The organism is Bradyrhizobium sp. AZCC 2262 (genome assembly GCF_036924535.1).
Taxonomy (GTDB): domain Bacteria; phylum Pseudomonadota; class Alphaproteobacteria; order Rhizobiales; family Xanthobacteraceae; genus Bradyrhizobium.
Map to the genome: position 1 here is coordinate 2,807,161 of NZ_JAZHRT010000001.1, position 16,896 is coordinate 2,824,056.

Below are 16,896 nucleotides of genomic sequence, written 5' to 3' on the forward strand. Positions count from 1 at the left end.
TCAAATTGGTGCGGGGATGGGGTTTGGGACCCCCTTAGGGTCCAGACCCCCCGCACTCAACTGGCGGCAGCAGGAAAGCCGGCGACGCTCCGTAGCAGGTTCGTGGATTAGTTCAGTATGGCGAAGAAGGGCATTCGTCACGAATGGCTGGCGCACCTCCTAGACTTCTCACCTCCCTACAAGTCGCAGGGCAAGGTGGTGCATCGCCCCTGGTTCAGCCCGGAAGAATACAAGCAACTGTATACGGCGACGCGTGAGCATGCGAGGGCGAGCCTTCCGCATCACCGCTGGAACGCCGACCAATTGCATGACTACGTCCTCTTTCTTGGGAACACTGGCCTGCGGCCTGATGAAGCCAAGAACTTGCAGCATCGCGACATAACGATCGTGGAGGAGGGGCGTCGCGGCGAGAAAATTCTGGAAATCGAAGTGCGAGGAAAGCGCGGGGTAGGCTATTGCAAGAGTACGCCGAGCGCGGTGCTTCCTTATGAGCGTTTGCTCAGCCGTCCAAAGTACGTCCCGCAAGGGAAGGCGCGCGAGCGTGCGAGAAATCCTCGCCCTGCCGCTCCCCCGCAATATCCGCAGCCGACCGACCCGGTGTTTCCGGGCAACCACATTAAGCTGTTCAATCGGCTGCTGGCGGAGAGTACGCTGAAGCTTGACCGTGATGCGAAGCCGCGCACGGCCTAAAGCCTGCGGCACACCTATATTTGCATGAGGCTGATGGAGCGGGCAGACATCTATCAGATCGCCAAAAACTGCCGCACCAGCGTTGAGATGATCGAGAAGTTCTATGCCGCGCACATCAAGAATACTCTCGATGCCTCGGCCATCAACGTACGGCGTCCGAAATCCGTCCGCCAGGTCAAGCCGGTGATTTCAGCCGAGCCTGCAATCCGGGTTAATCCGGCTACGATCGATGTTATAGAATCTAGGGACACTGAAGTTTAGCGGGCCAAGCTGGGCACGCGCTTAGAGCCCGGAGGGGCTCCTCTTACGAGCCGGTAGCGGCTCGCCTTTTTGCGCGTAGGCGCACTCCCCAATGCCGATTCTAGCGTATGCACCCGCTTGCATACTCTTGACCGATATCGCTTCATGCGTTTGCCGCTTATAATCACAACCGTGGCGTCTATTGAGTCGCACCGATCAATTGCAATGAAGTCGTTCATATGCCCTCAGATACTGTCTCCGCTCCCACCATCCGCAGGCTTTCGATCCAAAGGTTTCGCTCTATCAAGTCGATGACCTGGCTGCCCGCTTCGGGACTAAATCTCATTCTTGGAGGTGGGGATGTCGGCAAGACAACCATTCTCGACGCTATCGCACTTCTGCTGAGTCCCACCAATCCAAACGTCGTGCCCGATACTGATTACGATGATCGGCAGGAAGAAAACGGCTTCATTATCGACGCAGTCCTTTCGCTACCCGAAGAGCCGGTTCCGGAAATCTGAACGGGACGATAAGTGGAGTTTCTGCCTGACGGCGGGCACGATAGGCCTGCGAATCAGGAGAGACCATGAGCAGACGAGCCCGCCGGAATCACTCAGCGGCCTTCAAGGCGAAGGTGGCGCTGGCAGCCATCAAGGGCGACCGGACGATAGCCCAACTGGCTGAGCATTTCGACGTTCACCCCAATCAGATTACGGCGTGGAAATCGCAGCTTGAGGGCAATGCTTCGGAGGTTTTCGGACCTGGGGGCGGGCCGCCGGCAGCACCTGCAGTCGATGTGAAGTCGCTGCATGCCAAGATCGGGGAGCTGACGCTGGAGAACGATTTTTTAGAAGGAGCGCTCACCAAGGCGGGATTGCTGAGCGCAAAGCGATGATCGACCGTGGACATGATCTGTCGATCACCAAGCAGGCGGAAGTTTTGAAGATCAGCCGCGGCAGTGTTTATTATCTGCCGCGTCCGGTGTTGTCCGCCGACCTCGCGATCATGCGGCATCTGGATCGGCTGCACCTGGAGTATCCCTTCGCCGGTTCGCGTATGTTGCGAGGCCTGCTGGCTTTGCAGGGGTGCAAGATCGGCCGCCGTCATGTGAAGACGCTGATGCGGCGGATGGGGATAGAGGCGCTCTATCGCCGTCCGCGCACCACCAAGCCCGAACCGGGGCACAAGATCCATCCGTATCTGCTGCGCGGTCTGGCGATCGAGCGGGCCAACCAGGTGTGGGCGATGGACATCACGTACATCCCGATGGCACACGGCTTCGTCTATCTCGCCGTGGTGCTCGACTGGTTCAGCCGCCGTGTGCTGTCATGGCGCGTATCGATTACCATGGAGGCGGCGTTCTGCGTCGAGACGCTGGAGGATGCGATGGCCCGTCACGGCAAGCCGGACATCTTCAACACCGATCAGGGCTCGCAGTTCACCGGCGCGGCGTTCACCGGCTTGCTCGCCAGCAATGGTATCGCGATCAGCATGGACGGCAAAGGGGCTTGGCGGGACAATGTGTTCGTCGAACGGCTATGGCGCAGCGTCAAATACGAGGAGGTCTATCTGCGGGCCTACGAAACCGTCGGCGAGGCGCGACATTCGATCGGCCGGTATCTCGATTTTTACAACGGCCGACGTCCTCATTCGAGTCTTGACGACATGACCCCGGATCAAGCCTACTTCAACCTTCCGCCGCTCCGCGCGGCGGCCTAACCCCGGCAGAGGCTCCACTTATCGACGCGGAGAATCTGTTCAGACAACCGGAACCGGCTCTCGACGACAGCAAGATCAATAATCTGCTGAAGGCTGCATGGCCGTGGGATTGGGACGGCGAGAAGCCAATCGTCCCCAACATCGACGGAGACGGTGCCAAAGCCCACAACGAGCCGGTCTACTGGATGCAGGTAACCGGCACCCCTGAACTCGACCTGATCTTTGAAGTGAAGCAGCCAGATGGCACCTCCGAAAGCATGTCACTGGCGCTACGACGCCAGCTAGGTCCGGTCCGTTTGAGCAGCGATGATCGCAACGACCGGGACTTGCGTTTTGTTCAGGGCTCTGCGCTGGACCGATTGCTGTCCGATAAGACGCTGAGATCCAGGCTAAGCAGCAAACTCGCAGAAACCAACGTCGTTGATGCTCTCACTGACGATAGCAAAACCGCGCTCTCCACGCTCAGCGACGCCTTTGCCAAGAAATCGCTGCCAACAGACCTCGACCTTTCGATAACAGGTGCTCCCGGCATCTCGGTTATGGCCCTCATCGGATTGACGGCCCAGCGCGATGGCGTGCCATTACCCCTTAGCAGCTGGGGAGCCGGAACCCGCCGCTTGTCCGCCTTAGCCATAGCCGAGCAAACGCAGGGCGCTACGCCCATTACATTGGTGGATGAAATCGAACGTGGCCTGGAGCCTTACCGACAGCGTGTGCTGGTAGGAAAGCTGGGATCAAGCAAGTCGCAGGCCTTCGTTACCACGCATAGTGCCGCCGCAATTTCTGCAGCGGCGAACTCAACGCTTTGGTACGTGGATCATGCGGGCAACATTGGCAAACTTGATGGCGCAAAAGTCGCGCAGCAACGCGCGCGAGATCCCGAGGCCTTCCTGTCCCGACTTGCCATCGTCTGTGAGGGCGTCACTGAAGTTGGATTCGCAACCACTCTACTGCTGGGTGCTCTTGGAAGTCCTCTCGAGCAAGCAGGCATCCACATAGTTGATGGCTGCGGACACGAGACGACATTAGGTTTGCTTGAGGCGCTTGCAGATGGCGGGCTGAGTTTCGGTGGATTCGCTGACGACGAGAAGGGCAAGCATCCGACGCGATGGAAGAAGTTGGAAGAAAGTTTGGGAAAGCTGCTCTTTCGCTGGCCCACCGGCTGCCTGGAAGAAAACATCATAAAGCTGGTGCAGGAAGCCGAGCTTGAAGCTTTCATCCAGGACCCGACCGGCGAGAAAACAGGGAAGCGTCTCCGGAGCTTGCAGGAGCGCTTGGGCGCCGAAAGCAAGGATTTCGCTGTCCTTCGGGAAGAAGCCGGAGCAAACCTGCGGCAGCTCATCATCGAAGCCGCTACTGGTACAGTTCCTGAGGGCAAGGAAAGCGAAAAGAAGCACTTCGAGTCTCATGCGCGGGATTGGTTCAAGACCCTTAACGGAGGCCAGGAGCTGGCGGCCAAGGTCTTCACGTTTGATCTATGGCCGAACCTCAAGGAACAGCTTCTTCCATTCGCGAATGCTGTCCGCAGGGCTGTGGCGCTTCCACAAATCACGGACATCGCTTTGTGAGCGACGATTCCGTTCGACAAGCACTCAGATCAGATGCCGGGCTTGTCGTCGTTGAGGCGCCCGCAGGTTGCGGGAAGACGCATCAAGGCGCCGATTACGTAGGGGAGGTCGCCGGGAATAATCGCGAGAGGGTCCTCATTCTGACCCACACGCACGCGGCTTGCTCTGTCTTTGCGGAGCGAACCCGGGGTATCGGCGCGCACGTCGAGATCAGGACGATTGATAGTCTCGTTGCACAGGTTGCCACCGCTTATCATGCTGGAATCGGCGTTACCGCCGATCCCATGATATGGGTGCGGCAACGGCCGGATGGCTATGCGCAATTGGCGGGAAAGGTTGCGCGGTTGCTTCAACAATATCCCATGATCGGCCGGGCCGTCGCCAAACGCTATCCGATTGTGATTTGCGACGAGCATCAGGATTCCAATGCAGACCAGCACGCGATTGCGATGTCTTTGCACGGCAATGGCGCACGGCTGCGAGTCTTCGCGGACCCCATGCAGAAGATATTCAAGGAAGCCAACCCATATTCATGGGACGGCCTGGTTGGATCTGCAGACAGGGTTGATAAGCTAGATCATCCGCATCGCTGGACGCAGGGCTGTCCAGAACTTGGAAAGTGGACGCTAAAAGCCCGAGAGGCCCTTAAGAATGGCGGCAAGGTGGATCTGCGGACCGCGCCACCCAGCGTGAAGGTTGTAAGTGCGACGAACATTGCTCAGAAAAAGTTTGATTATCGTCTCGGACAACATGACCGTCGACCCATTGACGCGTTCGAGAAAAGGCAATCTTCGCTGCTCGTGCTGACGCGTTACAATGACACTGCCCGCGCATTGAGAAGCTTCTTCGATCGCCGGATCTTACTGTGGGAGGGGCATACGCGCTCAGCACTGGAGACTTTCGCTCAGCAGCTTGAGCAGGCCACTGGCCCCACAGAGATCGCGGCAGCAATAATGAAGTTCATGGACGCGGTCGCCGTTGGTTTCAGCCCCTCTGAATTTGGGAGGCGATTGGGAGAGGAGATTATTGACCGCTGCTCGAAGAAGACGCGAGGTAAGCCCGCCATGATCCAGGAACTCGCGAAACTGGTGCTAGAAGCCCCTGATCACAAAGGTGCCGCTAGAATGCTCGCTCGGCTGCATGAGTTTACCCAATCGGAGCCGCACTTTGCGAATGTTCGGTTCGATTGTCATGGCGAGTTTTGGGACGCTGTTCGCCTGGGCCAATTTGAGAGTCCAGCGGATGGTTTGGCCGACTTGGCTCATCGTCGTGCGTACGCCCGTCCCCAGCCGCCCGATCGGGCCATTAGTAACATTCACAAGGCGAAGGGCCTTGAATGCGAGAGCGTCATCGTGTTGCCATGCGATGCCAAGGCGTTTCCAGACAAGCCAGATGCTCGCTGCTTGCTCTATGTTGCGCTCAGTCGGGCAAAGAGTGAGTTGATGCTCGTCATTTCGGCTGACAACCCCAGTCCGCTTTTTATCGTTTGAATCTCGCAAGAATCACAATGACCAAACTACCCAAGCCAGATCCCGATTTGATAAATTCGCGTGAGGCTGTTTTGGAAGCCCCGGCGACCTTCGCCGCGTGCCTTAACGCGCACGGACTATACAATACTCTGCAGTTCGTTCTCAGGCTGAGTCCAAGGATCCATCAATTACTGGATGCCGTTCCCTCGGGCGTATACCCCGCAGGAGTGGTGGATGGCGAGACCATCCTCGCTTATTCAACTTATCTGCATGAGACCGTCCATTGGTGGCAACACATAGGCTCTACAACAGGGCTAATCATGAGCCTGTGCTATCCCGCCCAAGCGCATGCGAACTTGGACGCGCTGAGGGAAGTTGTACGCCTCACCGGGCTCACAAGTCATTGAAGCTCTGGTCTATTCTGCCCCGATTCTGTCACTGGCACGCCTATGACAATCACGCAGCACGAAGTCCGCCGAGGATCGCATCAACTGTCCTAGTCTCTTGTTCGACCAGGCTGGCAATTTGCTTCTCAAAATCGGTCGCGATCTGGGCCTTACGCTCTAGCAGTATGCTGAAAAACCATGAAACGGAGAGTTTTCTTATTCTGGCCGGTCGTCGTTGGGGCGGCGCGGCGGAGTTGGATGTAATTTTCTAGCCTAGTGTTGGAGGCCCCCTGACGCGGGGTAGCTAAGCGGCAAGCAGTTTTGGAATGCGGATCAGGTTATAGGCGATCAGATTGAGCAGGAAGTCGGCGGCGACGCGAGCGATGCCCCGATGCTTGGTCTTGCGCATGGTGCCATGCTGCTTGCCCCATCCGAAAATGCACTCGACCATCGCCCGGCGCGATTGCGACATGTCGTACCCCGGATGCCGCGTGGTTCGTTCGTCGATGGCGCTGTGGCGGGTCTTGCCGGTTTTGGTGACGGCCTGGTTCTGTGTCACATGCGGCGTCACGCCGATGGCGCGAAGATTGGCGACATGATCGGCCGTATCGTACGCCTTGTCCTCACCGGCCGTGATGCGGCGGCCTGCGGCTTTGCGCCTCGCCTTCAGCATGGTCTCCGAAGCCCGGCGTTCGGCGGTGCCATTGGCATGCGTGACCCTGCCGGCCACCGCCAGCCCATGCCGGTTCTCCATGGTGGCGTGGCCCATATAGCAAAGCTTGGCCTCCCGTCCGGCCGCCTTGCGATAAAGCCTGCTGTCCGGGTCGCTGGTACTCGCATGGGTGTCGTTCTTGCGCTTCTGGCCGTGGAAGTTGGCGCCATCATCGTCATCGCCGCTGCCGTCCTTAGGGCGAAAACTCTTCTGCGAAGCCCAGGCTTCGATCAGCGTTCCGTCCACCGAAAAATGCTCGTCCGACAATAGCGATTTGACCTGAGAATGGTTCAGAAGCCTGGTCATGAACTTCGTGAACACATCGCCGTTCTGCAGCCGCTCCCGGTTCTTGGTGAAGGTGGTCGGGTCCCAGACCGGATCGTCCGGCGACAGCCCCACGAACCAGCGATACAAAAGATTGTAGTCCAGTTGCTCCATCAACTGGCGTTCCGAGCGGATGCCGTAGAACACCTGCAGCAGCAAGGCGCTCAGCAATTGCTCCGGAGGGATCGAAGGACGTCCCTCGCTGGCATAGAGCCTCCCAAGGCTGCGGTTCAAATCACTCAAAACATCCCGGACAAGTTCCCGCACCTTCCGCAGCGGATGGTTCGCTGGCACACGCTTTTCCGGCGCGATGTGCGAAAACAGGCCGCCCTGATCCGTAAACCTGCCGCGCATGGTCGCCTCCACTGATTCGAGATGATAAAGTGAATCATCAAGCCTCCTCAGTGGCGAGGGGGTTCTTCAGCAAACTGCTAGTGGAATTCCGATTTGATCACGCGTCGGGCAGCGCCAACAAAACTTTCACATCACTGCCTTTTCCCGGATCAGGTCGATCATGGCGCGCAAGGCGGCGGGTACATGCCGACGTCCGGGATAATAGAGCGACAGGCCTCGAAAGGGCGGTGTCCATTCATCCAGCACGCGAACCAGCGCGCCGGCCGCGAGGTCGGCCGCGACATTCCATTCGGTGAGATAGGCGAGGCCGAACCCGGCCCGCGCCGCCGCCAGCATTAAATTGGGCTCGTCGAGGATCAGCGGTCCTTCACCGTCGATCGCCAGCACTTCGCCGTGGCGCTCGAACTCCCAACGATAGATGCCACCGCTGGGCAGTCGGCTGCGGATACAGCGGTGCCTTGAGAGATCGGCAGGCGTGCGCGGCTTCGGATGCTGCTTGAAATAGGCGGGCGATCCGACAACTGCGAACCGTTGATCGGGCCCCAGCGGCACGGCGATCATGTCTTGCGGCACCAGTTCAGCCAGGCGCACGCCGGCGTCGAACCCATCGACGACAATGTCGACCAGTCGTCCCTCAGTGACGATGTCGACCGTCATGTCGGGATATCGGCGCAGATACTCGAACACCAGCGGCTCCATCTGCCGTGCCGCGCCCGCCGATGTATTGATGCGCAGTGTGCCGGCCGGCGTGTCTCGATGGCTTCCCGCCCGCGCCATCGCTTCCCTGATCTGGCCCAGCGCTGGCGCAACGCCGGAAACGAACTGCTCGCCGGCCTCGGTCAGCGAGACACTTCGGGTCGTTCGGTGGAACAGGCGCACGCCGAGTTTTGCCTCCAGCGCGGCGATGGCATGGCTCAACGCCGAGCGCGACATGCCGAGTTCGGTAGCGGCCGCTCGGAAGCCGCGGTGGCGCGCCAACCGTCAGCACCGCGTCCAGTTCGATCAGTCCCGATGACCTCATTGTCCGGATTCCTGCACCAGATCATGCGGAATTATACATCTTATCAGGCCAACGACAGTGCCCTATCTCACGGTTCATCCACCGTTCTCTGGGAGAGAGTGCCATGCGCTTCATCGACAAGATCTATATCAACGGCAGCTTCGTCACACCGCACGGGACCGAACTGTTCGACCTCCACAACCCTGCGACGACGAAGGTCATCGGCCAGGTGCGCCTCGCTGACGAGCAGGATACACGCGCCGCTATCGCCGCCGCCAAACGCGCCTTCCCGGCCTTCGCGCGCACGAGCAGGACCGATCGCATCGCCCTGTTGCGGCGGATGCACGCCGCCATCAAGGCGCGTCGCGAGCAACTGCTGGAAGCAATCGTCGAAGAGTATGGCGCGCCCGTCTCGCGTGCCGGCTTTATGGCTGACCACCCGGCAGATGTCCTGCTCGATATGGCACGGGTTCTGGAGGACTATCGCTTTACGCGTCGCGTCGGCACGGCCGAGGTGACGATGGAGCCCTTGGGCGTCGCCGGTCTCATCACGCCCTGGAACAGCGATGCCGGCTTCATTTGCGGCAAGCTCGCTGCTGCAATCGCTGCTGGTTGCACGGCGGTCGTCAAGCCAAGCGAGATGAGCGCGATCCAGACGCAGGTGGTAACCGAAGCACTGCATGAGGCCGGATTGCCAGCCGGCGTGTTCAACATCGTCACCGGCCGGGGTGAGGTGGTCGGCACCGAGATCACCAACCATCCCGATGTCGCGAAGATTTCCTTCACCGGTTCGACCGCAGTCGGCAAGGCAATCCTGCGGGCCGGCGCGGAAACGATGAAGAGGATCACGCTCGAACTTGGCGGCAAGTCTCCCACCGTCATTCTGGACGATGCCAATCTGGCGCAGGCGATTCCGTTGGCCCTCGGTGCGGGCTTCATGAACAGCGGACAGGCCTGCATCGCCGGCACACGCGTCCTCGTGCCACGGAGCCGCCTCGGCGAGGTGGAAGAGCTTGCGAAGGCGGCGGTCGGAAAGGTCAAAACCGGTGATCCGCGCGATCCGGAAACGACTGTCGGCCCGATGGTCAGCCAGAAACAATGGGATCGCGTTCAACGTTATGTCCGTATCGGTATCGACGAGGGCACGCTGCTTGCCGGCGGCGAGGGTAGGCCGGACGGGCTCGACGGCTGGTTCGTGCGGCCGACGCTGTTCACCAACGTCCGCAATGACATGACCATTGCGCGCGAGGAAATCTTCGGGCCGGTGCTGTCGATCATTCCCTATGAAGAAGACGAAGAGGCGATTGCTATCGCCAACGACACAGTCTACGGCCTGCAAGCGTACGTGCTGTCCGGCGACGTGGCTCGTGCGCGACGGGTGGCCGATCGGATCGTCGCTGGTCGCGTGCTGATCAACACGCTGGCGCACGAGCCGATGGCACCCTTTGGCGGCTTCAAGCAATCCGGCATCGGCCGCGAATACGGCGACTTCGGAATGGAGGCATTTCTTGAGCCGAAATCCCTGCTCGGCCTAAACCCCGTCTGACATGTCAAATCGTCAACATTGCCGGCGCCAAGGTCAGCCGGCCTGAAATAGACAGCTCATGGACAGCAACGACCTACGAAATCGACGTCAACAAAACTCGCTCTAGCTCGCATCCATCCGCGCTTGGCGTGTTAATAAGCCCGCGCCCTAAAAGAGCATATTCGGACAGCCGGGATCACGTTCGTTCAAGAATTACTTGAACAAGTGTGGGATTGTCGCCACCGGATTGACAGTTGACGCTCATGTGACGGAACGGCCTTATCGACGACGACCGTTTCCGATGCCAGTCGCGACGTCAGATCCAGGGAGCTACAAAATGCGGATCAACAGTTTATTCCTTTTGAGCGATTGGTTGAGCGATGACCGAGGCTTATGGACAACGGCTTGGTGGGGTATTGCGAGTCGAAAGCGGACCCGCGATCGTTACCCGGGCCTTGCGCACAGCTGATATAGCGGTCACGGAGATTCGATGTGATAATCCGTTGCGGGAAAAGCGCGGTCCGATTCCGCGGGAAGATGCTTTTATTGTCAGTTGGCACCTCCGCGATTCGCGCAATCGCGAATATTGGGAGGATGGCCGACGAGTGTCGGTGTGCGACTTGCGGGCTGGCGAGAGTTGCCTCCATGATCTGAAGCGAGATCCCACCGCTTTTCCCGACAAGGCCTTTCACGCTCTGATTTTTTATCTGCCGCGTGCGGCGCTGGACGCGATCGCGGACGACGCCAACGCGCCACGAATTCGCGATTTGAGCTATAAGCCCGGCGCGGGCGTCAACGACATCACGATTTCCGGCCTGGGGAGCTTACTGCTGCCAGCGCTCAGCCATCCCGACCAAGCCAACCCGTTGTTTCTCGACCACGTCCTGCTGGCAGTCGGGGCGCATGTCGCTCAGACCTATGGAGGCATGCGGCCAATGTCGCGGCTGGTCCGGGGTGGGCTCGCGCCATGGCAGGAGCGACGCGCAAGGGAAGTTCTCCTTGCCAACATCAAGCGCGGTGTGCCTCTTAAGGAGGTGGCGCGAGAGTGTGGCCTGTCAGCGGGTTATTTCTCGCACGCCTTCCGTCGCACGCTGGGAGTGGCGCCGCACAAGTGGCTAATCGAGCAGCGCGTCGCCCTATCCAAGGAAAAGCTGCGCGATGGCGGGCTGTCGCTATCAGATGTGGCCACCGAGTGCGGTTTCAGCGACCAAAGTCACCTAACGCGAGTTTTCAGACAGGCGGTCGGCGTAAGTCCCGGCGCGTGGCGTCGGATTCTCCAGCGATAGCAGGTGCGCACCGTAGTTATCATGACCGCTTAAAAAAGGCGGATCGGGTAACATCGAGCGTGGTCCAGCGATCCGAACGACCTCACGTTGGGCCACGCGCATACGCCGGGCACTCCATCGACTTCGATGCGATCCTGCGGGTCTCTCGCAACAGTTCGAACCGGCCTGCGATACCGACAAGCACGCCGCCGAAAAGATCTCCAGAGCCGCGAGTGAACTTTACTTACAACACAGCCCTGACTGGCAAATCAGGTGGATTGGCGCGCCCCAATCCAACGCTGAGCCGAAGTTCAGGATTGCCGGACCGTGGCGTTGGAGTTCCGCCAGCGGTTGCACGAACATTTCCAACGCTGCGCTCGACCTGGTTTGCGGTTGTTCGCAGAGAGGCGAAAGCATCGTGCTCTTCAGAAGTGGAGTTAGAAGCAGAACCGTTCCAGCAACAACAGCCCCGTCAAAGATGATCATGGGGTTGCGCGGCATAACCACGGTCGAGTTTTGAGCCAACACGATCCAGATCGCAAAAGATGAAAGAGGTACGACATGTCGAGGCCGTTATTGAAATCTTCTCAAGACGCTATCGCGAGGGCTATCCCGCGCCTTTTTGTCCTTGAGCTGAACGCTGGCCGTATTCACTCCATGAATACGGACGGTTCTGACCGCAAGACGATCGTGTCGGATTGCCATTTGCCTGACGGCATCGTCGTCGATGCCGCGGCTGGTTACATCTATTGGACCAATATGGGCATCCCGAGCCTGAACGACGGCTCGGTCGAGCGCGCCGACATCGACGGCAAGAATCGCAAGACAATCGTCGCGCTGGGAAGCACCCACAGTCCGAAGCAGATCATCCTCGATAAGAAGAGTGGAAAGCTCTATTGGTGCGACCGCGAGGGCATGCGCGTCATGCGCTGCAATATCGACGGCTCGAAGCTTGAGACGCTCATTGAGACCGGGCGCGGCGAAGCCGATAGCCGGGATGCGACACGATGGTGTGTTGGGCTGGCGATCGATCCGAAGCATCAGAAGATCTACTGGAGCCAAAAAGGCCCAGACAATGCCGGGCTCGGCCGCATCTCCCGTGCCAATGTCGAGATTCCCGCCGGTCAGACTGCAACGACCCGGACCGACATCGAGATCTTCTACGACGCCCTGCCGGAGCCGATCGATCTCGAGCTCGACCACAAGAACCGTGTTCTCTACTGGACCGACCGCGGTGATCCTCCGCGCGGCAACACGGTGAACCGGGCTTCGATCGACAACAGACCTGCCGAGCCGGAGATCGTGGTGACCCACCTCATGGAGGGGATCGGTATCGCGCTCGACATCCCACACGACCGCATGTTCGTCACCGATTTCGCCGGCTCAATCTTCTCCGCACGGCTCGATGGATCGAGTGAACGAAATGTCCTCGAAGCACAAGGCAATCTCACAGGCATCGCCTACGCCGAAGTCTGACGATCGCATTGGAGACATGACATGACCAAGTCTATTGGACGCATCGGCATCATCGGCACCGGCGTGATCGGTGCGAGCTGGACCGCGCTATATCTTGCCAAAGGACTACAAGTCGTCGCAACCGACATCGCGCCGAGCGCGGAAGCTTCGCTCCGGAAGTTCGTGGAGACCGCCTGGCCGGCGCTCAAGCGCTTGGGCCTGTCGGCGGGAGCCTCACAGTCGAATCTGAAGTTTTCGGCCGACCTCGCGCAGGCGCTCGCCGGTGTCGACCTCGTCCAGGAGAACGGGCCCGAGCGGATCGATTTCAAGCAGAAGCTCTATGGGCAGCTCGACCAGTTACTGCCGCCCGACGTGATTATCGCATCGAGCTCGTCGGGGCTCACGATGAGCGAAATCCAGAAGGGCGCTGCATCCCATCCCGAGCGCTGTGTCATCGCCCATCCGTTCGATCCGCCGCACCTGATTCCGCTGGTCGAGATCGTAGGCGGCGCCAAGACCTCGGAAGCGACGATCCAGCGCGCAGCGGAATTTTACACCTCGATCGGGCAACGGACGGTGCGCCTCAACCAGGAGATGCCGGGCCACGTTGCCAACCGCTTGCAAGCAGCACTCGCGCGTGAGGTCTACCTCGTTGCCGAGGGTGTGGTGAGCGCTGCTGACGTCGACACGGCCCTGAGCTGGGGCCCGGGACTGCGCTGGGGCATCATGGGCAACATGGTGCTCAATCATCTGGGCGGCGGTCCGGGCGGCATCGAGCACTTCTTTCAGCAGTTCACCGGCCCGATGACGGCGTGGTGGAAGACGCTCGGCTCGCCGGTGCTGACTCCGGACGTGCAAAAGAAGCTGATCGCCAGCGTTCATGCCGAAGCCGGATCGCGCAGCATTCAAGAGCTCGCAGTGGAGCGTGACGAAGTCCTGCTTGGCCTCATCGAGCTACGGAACAAGTTTGCCGGGTCCAGCCAAAAGAAGTCGCCGGAGCCGGTCGCCTGAGACCAGGCGCCGTCGGCGCGATCGAGCACCCATCCGACACATCCTTCAATTTTTCGGCCTCGAGGCCGCAGCCAAAGGAGTCTTTAATGTCCACTGCAACCTCAGCAACCAAGCCCACCGCAGCAAGCAAGGCCGCCACACCAAAGCCGGTGCCCGCACCGAATGGCGACTTCTATCAGCTGATCGAGCTCCTCACACCCCAGGAGAAAGCGGTCGTCACGAAGGTGCGGACCTATATGCAGGCCAAGGTCCAGCCGATCATCAACAAGTACTGGTCCAATGACGCGTTTCCGTTCGAGCTGCTGCCATCATTCAAGGAAATCGGCATCGGCGGGCTCGGCTACCAGGGTTACGGCTGCGCCGGCGGCAGCCAAAAGCTGTACGGCTTCGTCACGATGGAGATCGCGCGCGTCGATGCTTCGATCTGCACGTTCTGGGGCGTTCATAGCGGCCTCGCGATGGGCTCGATCTATCTCGACGGCTCCGAGGAGCAGAAGCAGAAATGGCTGCCGCAAATGGCCCGATACGAAAAGATCGGATGTTTCGGGCTGACCGAGCCGCTGGTCGGTTCGGGAGCGAGCGGCGGGTTGACCACGACCGCCAAGCGCGAGGGCGACACCTGGATTCTCAATGGCCAGAAGCGGTGGATCGGCAACTCGACTTGGTGCGACCTTTCGATCATCTGGGCGCGCGATCTCGCGGACAAACAGGTCAAGGGTTTCATCGTCGAGAACAAGTCGACACCGGGCTTCAGCGTTGAGAAGATCGAGCACAAGATTGCGCTCAAGGTGGTCCAGAATGGCCAGATCACCCTCAAAGACGTACGTGTGCCCGAAGCGAACCGCCTGCTGGGCGGGAACTCTTTCCGTGACACGGCTCGGGTGCTGAGGATGACGCGGTACATGGTGGGTTGGGCGTCAACCGGCATCCAGATGGGTGCATACGAGGCAACCCTCAAATACGCCCAGGAGCGGCTGCAATTCGGCAAGCCGATCGCTTCCTTTCAGCTGATTCAGGATCTCTTGGCCAAGATGCTTGGCAATCTGACCGCGTGCCAGTGCCTGATGCTTCGCCTCGCGCAGCTCGATGATGAAGGTAAGCTTGACGACCATCATGCCGCGCTGGCGAAGTCGTTCTGTACGGCGAAATCGCGCGAGACGGTCGCATGGGGCCGCGAGGTCCTGGGCGGCAACGGCATTGTCGCCGACTACAACCTCGCGCGTTTCTTCTCTGATGCGGAAGCGCTGTATTCCTACGAAGGTACGTATCAGATGCAAAATCTGATCATCGGCAAAGCCATCACGGGTCACGGCGCCTTCGTGTGAGATCCCGGGGGCCGGCCGCTCCCATCTAGGAGATATGATGATGGTTTCGCCAGCTGCATCGTCTATAAAAACATCCAACCTTTTGCCAAGGGCGGCATTGGCCCTCGCGAACGTGAAGTACGAGAAAAAGGGTTCGATCGCCTATGTGACGGTCAATCGACCCAAGGTGCTGAACGCGCTCAACACGCCGACATGGACCGATTTGCAGGCCGCCTTTGAGGATGCGAAGGCCGATGCGTCGGTGCACGGCGTGATCCTGACCGGCACCGGCGACAAGGCTTTCATCGCCGGCGCTGACATCAGTGAACTCGCGCATGTCGATGCCTATAACGCGGAGGAATCCAGCCGGTTGGGGCAGGGGGTGCTCGATCTTGTCGAAAATCTCGGCAAGCCGGTCGTCGCGGCGATCAACGGTTTTGCACTCGGCGGCGGTTGCGAGACGGCAATGGCCTGTACGATGAGGATTGCGGCGGAGCACGCCAAATTTGGCCAGCCCGAAGTCAAGCTGGGCCTGTTGCCCGGCGGGGGCGGCACGCAACGCCTGCCGCGTCTGGTCGGCAAGGGTCGTGCGTTGCAACTGATCTTAACCGGCGAGACGATTGCCGCGCAGGAGGCCTATCGCATTGGCCTCGTCAACGAAGTTGTCCCCGCGGCCAGTCTTATCGCTCGTGCCGAGGCGATTCTGAAGCAGATCGCGGCCAACGCGCCGATCGCCGTGAAGTTCTCTCTGGAAGCAGCCAACAAGGGGATGGACATCAGCCAGGCCGAGGGGTTTGCGCTCGAAGCCTCCTACTTCGGCATTTGCGCGGCAACCGAAGACGAGAAGGAAGGCACTTCCGCCTTCCTCGAGAAACGCGCACCGCAGTTTCAGGGACGGTGAATTTGCGCGAGCGAGACCGGACACTTGCCATGGTAACCCCTTCTCCCACCCCAGTTTCGACAGAGCGATTCCGGCTGACCAGTTCAGACGGACTGTGCATCGCGTGCGCCCGCTGGGGCAACCGTGGCCCGGCCCGCGCTGTTGTTCAGATCGCTCACGGGTTGGGCGAACACATGGGGCGTTACGGCGGCACCGTCGATGCGCTCGTTGCGGCAGGTCTCATCGTCTACGCCAACGACCATCGCGGGCACGGCCTCTCGGTCCACTCGCAATTGGGAGAATTAGGCAGGGGCGGCTTTGAACTTCTCGTCCAAGACATGGTCCGCCTGAGCGAGCTCGCCAGAGAGGAAAATCCCGGCCTGCCGCTGCTCCTGCTGGGGCACGGCATGGGGTCCTTTGCCGCGCAAAGATACGTCATCGACCACAGCCACGAGATTGATGGTTTGATCCTCTCGGGATCGGGAGCGCTTGAGGGCCTGGCCCGGACCGCGCTCCTGGAGACCGCTGGCAGCGACCTCCTCAACGCCGCCTTCGAGCCGGCGCGCACGCGTTTCGACTGGCTGTGCCGCGATCAGGCGATCGTCGATGCGTTCATGGCAGACCCCCTTTGCTTCGCTGAACTGCGCCCCGAGGCGCTTAGGTCCTTTCTCGGCGCCGCGCCGCGGTTGGCCGATCCGGCCGCACTCCGCCGGATCCGCGGCGATCTGCCGCTCTATCTGTTCTCCGGAAGCGAAGACCCGGTCGGGCAGCAGCGCCGCGGGCTTCACACCTTGATCTGCCGCTACCGGGACGCGGGGTTGCGCAACGTCTCCGTCGATATCTATCCGGGCGGCCGCCACGAGATGCTGAACGAGATCAACCGGCGCGACGTTCAAACCCGCCTGCTCGGCTGGATTTCCCGAACACTGGAAAAGTTGAACGACGATCACCGCCGCGTTTCAATCGCGCCCGAACTTCAACTCTAAGGAGACCA

The 16,896-nt window shown here is 59.9% G+C and carries 15 protein-coding genes; 13 read left to right on the forward strand and 2 right to left on the reverse strand.

What is annotated here, in order from left to right:
- The first annotated feature begins 117 nt into the window (after positions 1 to 117).
- From V1283_RS13135 to V1283_RS13160, 6 genes are all read left to right on the forward strand, one after another.
- Positions 118 to 690, forward strand: coding sequence for a site-specific integrase (locus V1283_RS13135; RefSeq protein ID WP_334386900.1), 573 nt, complete (start codon positions 118 to 120; stop codon positions 688 to 690).
- 33 nt (positions 691 to 723) lie between these two features.
- Positions 724 to 951, forward strand: coding sequence for a hypothetical protein (locus tag V1283_RS13140; RefSeq protein ID WP_334386901.1), 228 nt, complete (start codon positions 724 to 726; stop codon positions 949 to 951).
- Positions 952 to 1,169: 218 nt separating this feature from the next.
- Positions 1,170 to 1,451: an AAA family ATPase gene (locus V1283_RS13145; protein ID WP_334386902.1), complete on the forward strand. Its 282-nt coding sequence runs from the start codon at positions 1,170 to 1,172 to the stop codon at positions 1,449 to 1,451.
- Positions 1,452 to 1,516: 65 nt separating this feature from the next.
- Positions 1,517 to 2,649, forward strand: a protein-coding gene (locus V1283_RS13150; protein ID WP_334386903.1) for an IS3 family transposase whose coding sequence is annotated in 2 segments (ribosomal slippage) — positions 1,517 to 1,772 and positions 1,772 to 2,649 — 1,134 coding nt in all. Because the reading frame shifts where the segments join, the coding sequence is not laid out codon by codon here.
- Between the two features lie 185 nt (positions 2,650 to 2,834).
- Positions 2,835 to 4,217, forward strand: a complete 1,383-nt coding sequence (locus tag V1283_RS13155) for an ATP-dependent nuclease (RefSeq protein WP_334386904.1) — start codon at positions 2,835 to 2,837, stop codon at positions 4,215 to 4,217.
- Positions 4,214 to 5,707: an ATP-dependent helicase gene (locus V1283_RS13160; RefSeq protein WP_334386905.1), complete on the forward strand. Its 1,494-nt coding sequence runs from the start codon at positions 4,214 to 4,216 to the stop codon at positions 5,705 to 5,707. Before V1283_RS13155 ends, V1283_RS13160 begins: the two co-directional genes overlap by 4 nt.
- Before the next feature lie 669 nt (positions 5,708 to 6,376).
- Here V1283_RS13160 and V1283_RS13165 read toward each other — a convergent pair.
- Complete coding sequence (locus V1283_RS13165; protein WP_334386906.1) at positions 6,377 to 7,462, reverse strand: IS5 family transposase; 1,086 nt, start codon at positions 7,460 to 7,462, stop codon at positions 6,377 to 6,379.
- 126 nt (positions 7,463 to 7,588) lie between these two features.
- Entirely contained in the window at positions 7,589 to 8,440 is an 852-nt protein-coding gene (locus V1283_RS13170) for a LysR family transcriptional regulator (RefSeq protein WP_334386907.1), read from the reverse strand.
- Positions 8,441 to 8,586: 146 nt separating this feature from the next.
- On the opposite strand from V1283_RS13170, the gene V1283_RS13175 reads away from it, so the two are divergent.
- The 7 genes from V1283_RS13175 to V1283_RS13205 all read left to right on the forward strand — a co-directional run bounded on the left by V1283_RS13175 (position 8,587) and on the right by V1283_RS13205 (position 16,888).
- Positions 8,587 to 10,008 (forward strand): aldehyde dehydrogenase family protein, encoded by a 1,422-nt coding sequence (locus V1283_RS13175; protein WP_334386908.1) that lies wholly within the window; start codon positions 8,587 to 8,589, stop codon positions 10,006 to 10,008.
- Positions 10,009 to 10,367: 359 nt separating this feature from the next.
- Positions 10,368 to 11,273 (forward strand): helix-turn-helix domain-containing protein, encoded by a 906-nt coding sequence (locus tag V1283_RS13180; RefSeq protein ID WP_334386909.1) that lies wholly within the window; start codon positions 10,368 to 10,370, stop codon positions 11,271 to 11,273.
- 636 nt (positions 11,274 to 11,909) lie between these two features.
- Positions 11,910 to 12,728, forward strand: a complete 819-nt coding sequence (locus tag V1283_RS13185; protein ID WP_334386910.1) for a 3-hydroxyacyl-CoA dehydrogenase — start codon at positions 11,910 to 11,912, stop codon at positions 12,726 to 12,728.
- 21 nt (positions 12,729 to 12,749) lie between these two features.
- On the forward strand, positions 12,750 to 13,718 hold the full coding sequence (locus V1283_RS13190; RefSeq protein WP_334386911.1) for a 3-hydroxyacyl-CoA dehydrogenase NAD-binding domain-containing protein: 969 nt from the start codon (positions 12,750 to 12,752) through the stop codon (positions 13,716 to 13,718).
- Positions 13,719 to 13,804: 86 nt separating this feature from the next.
- Complete coding sequence (locus V1283_RS13195) at positions 13,805 to 15,043, forward strand: acyl-CoA dehydrogenase family protein (RefSeq protein WP_334386912.1); 1,239 nt, start codon at positions 13,805 to 13,807, stop codon at positions 15,041 to 15,043.
- Positions 15,044 to 15,077: 34 nt separating this feature from the next.
- Positions 15,078 to 15,923: an enoyl-CoA hydratase-related protein gene (locus tag V1283_RS13200; RefSeq protein WP_334386913.1), complete on the forward strand. Its 846-nt coding sequence runs from the start codon at positions 15,078 to 15,080 to the stop codon at positions 15,921 to 15,923.
- A gap of 29 nt (positions 15,924 to 15,952) precedes the next feature.
- Positions 15,953 to 16,888, forward strand: a complete 936-nt coding sequence (locus V1283_RS13205) for an alpha/beta fold hydrolase (protein ID WP_334386914.1) — start codon at positions 15,953 to 15,955, stop codon at positions 16,886 to 16,888.
- The last annotated feature ends 8 nt before the right edge of the window (positions 16,889 to 16,896 follow it).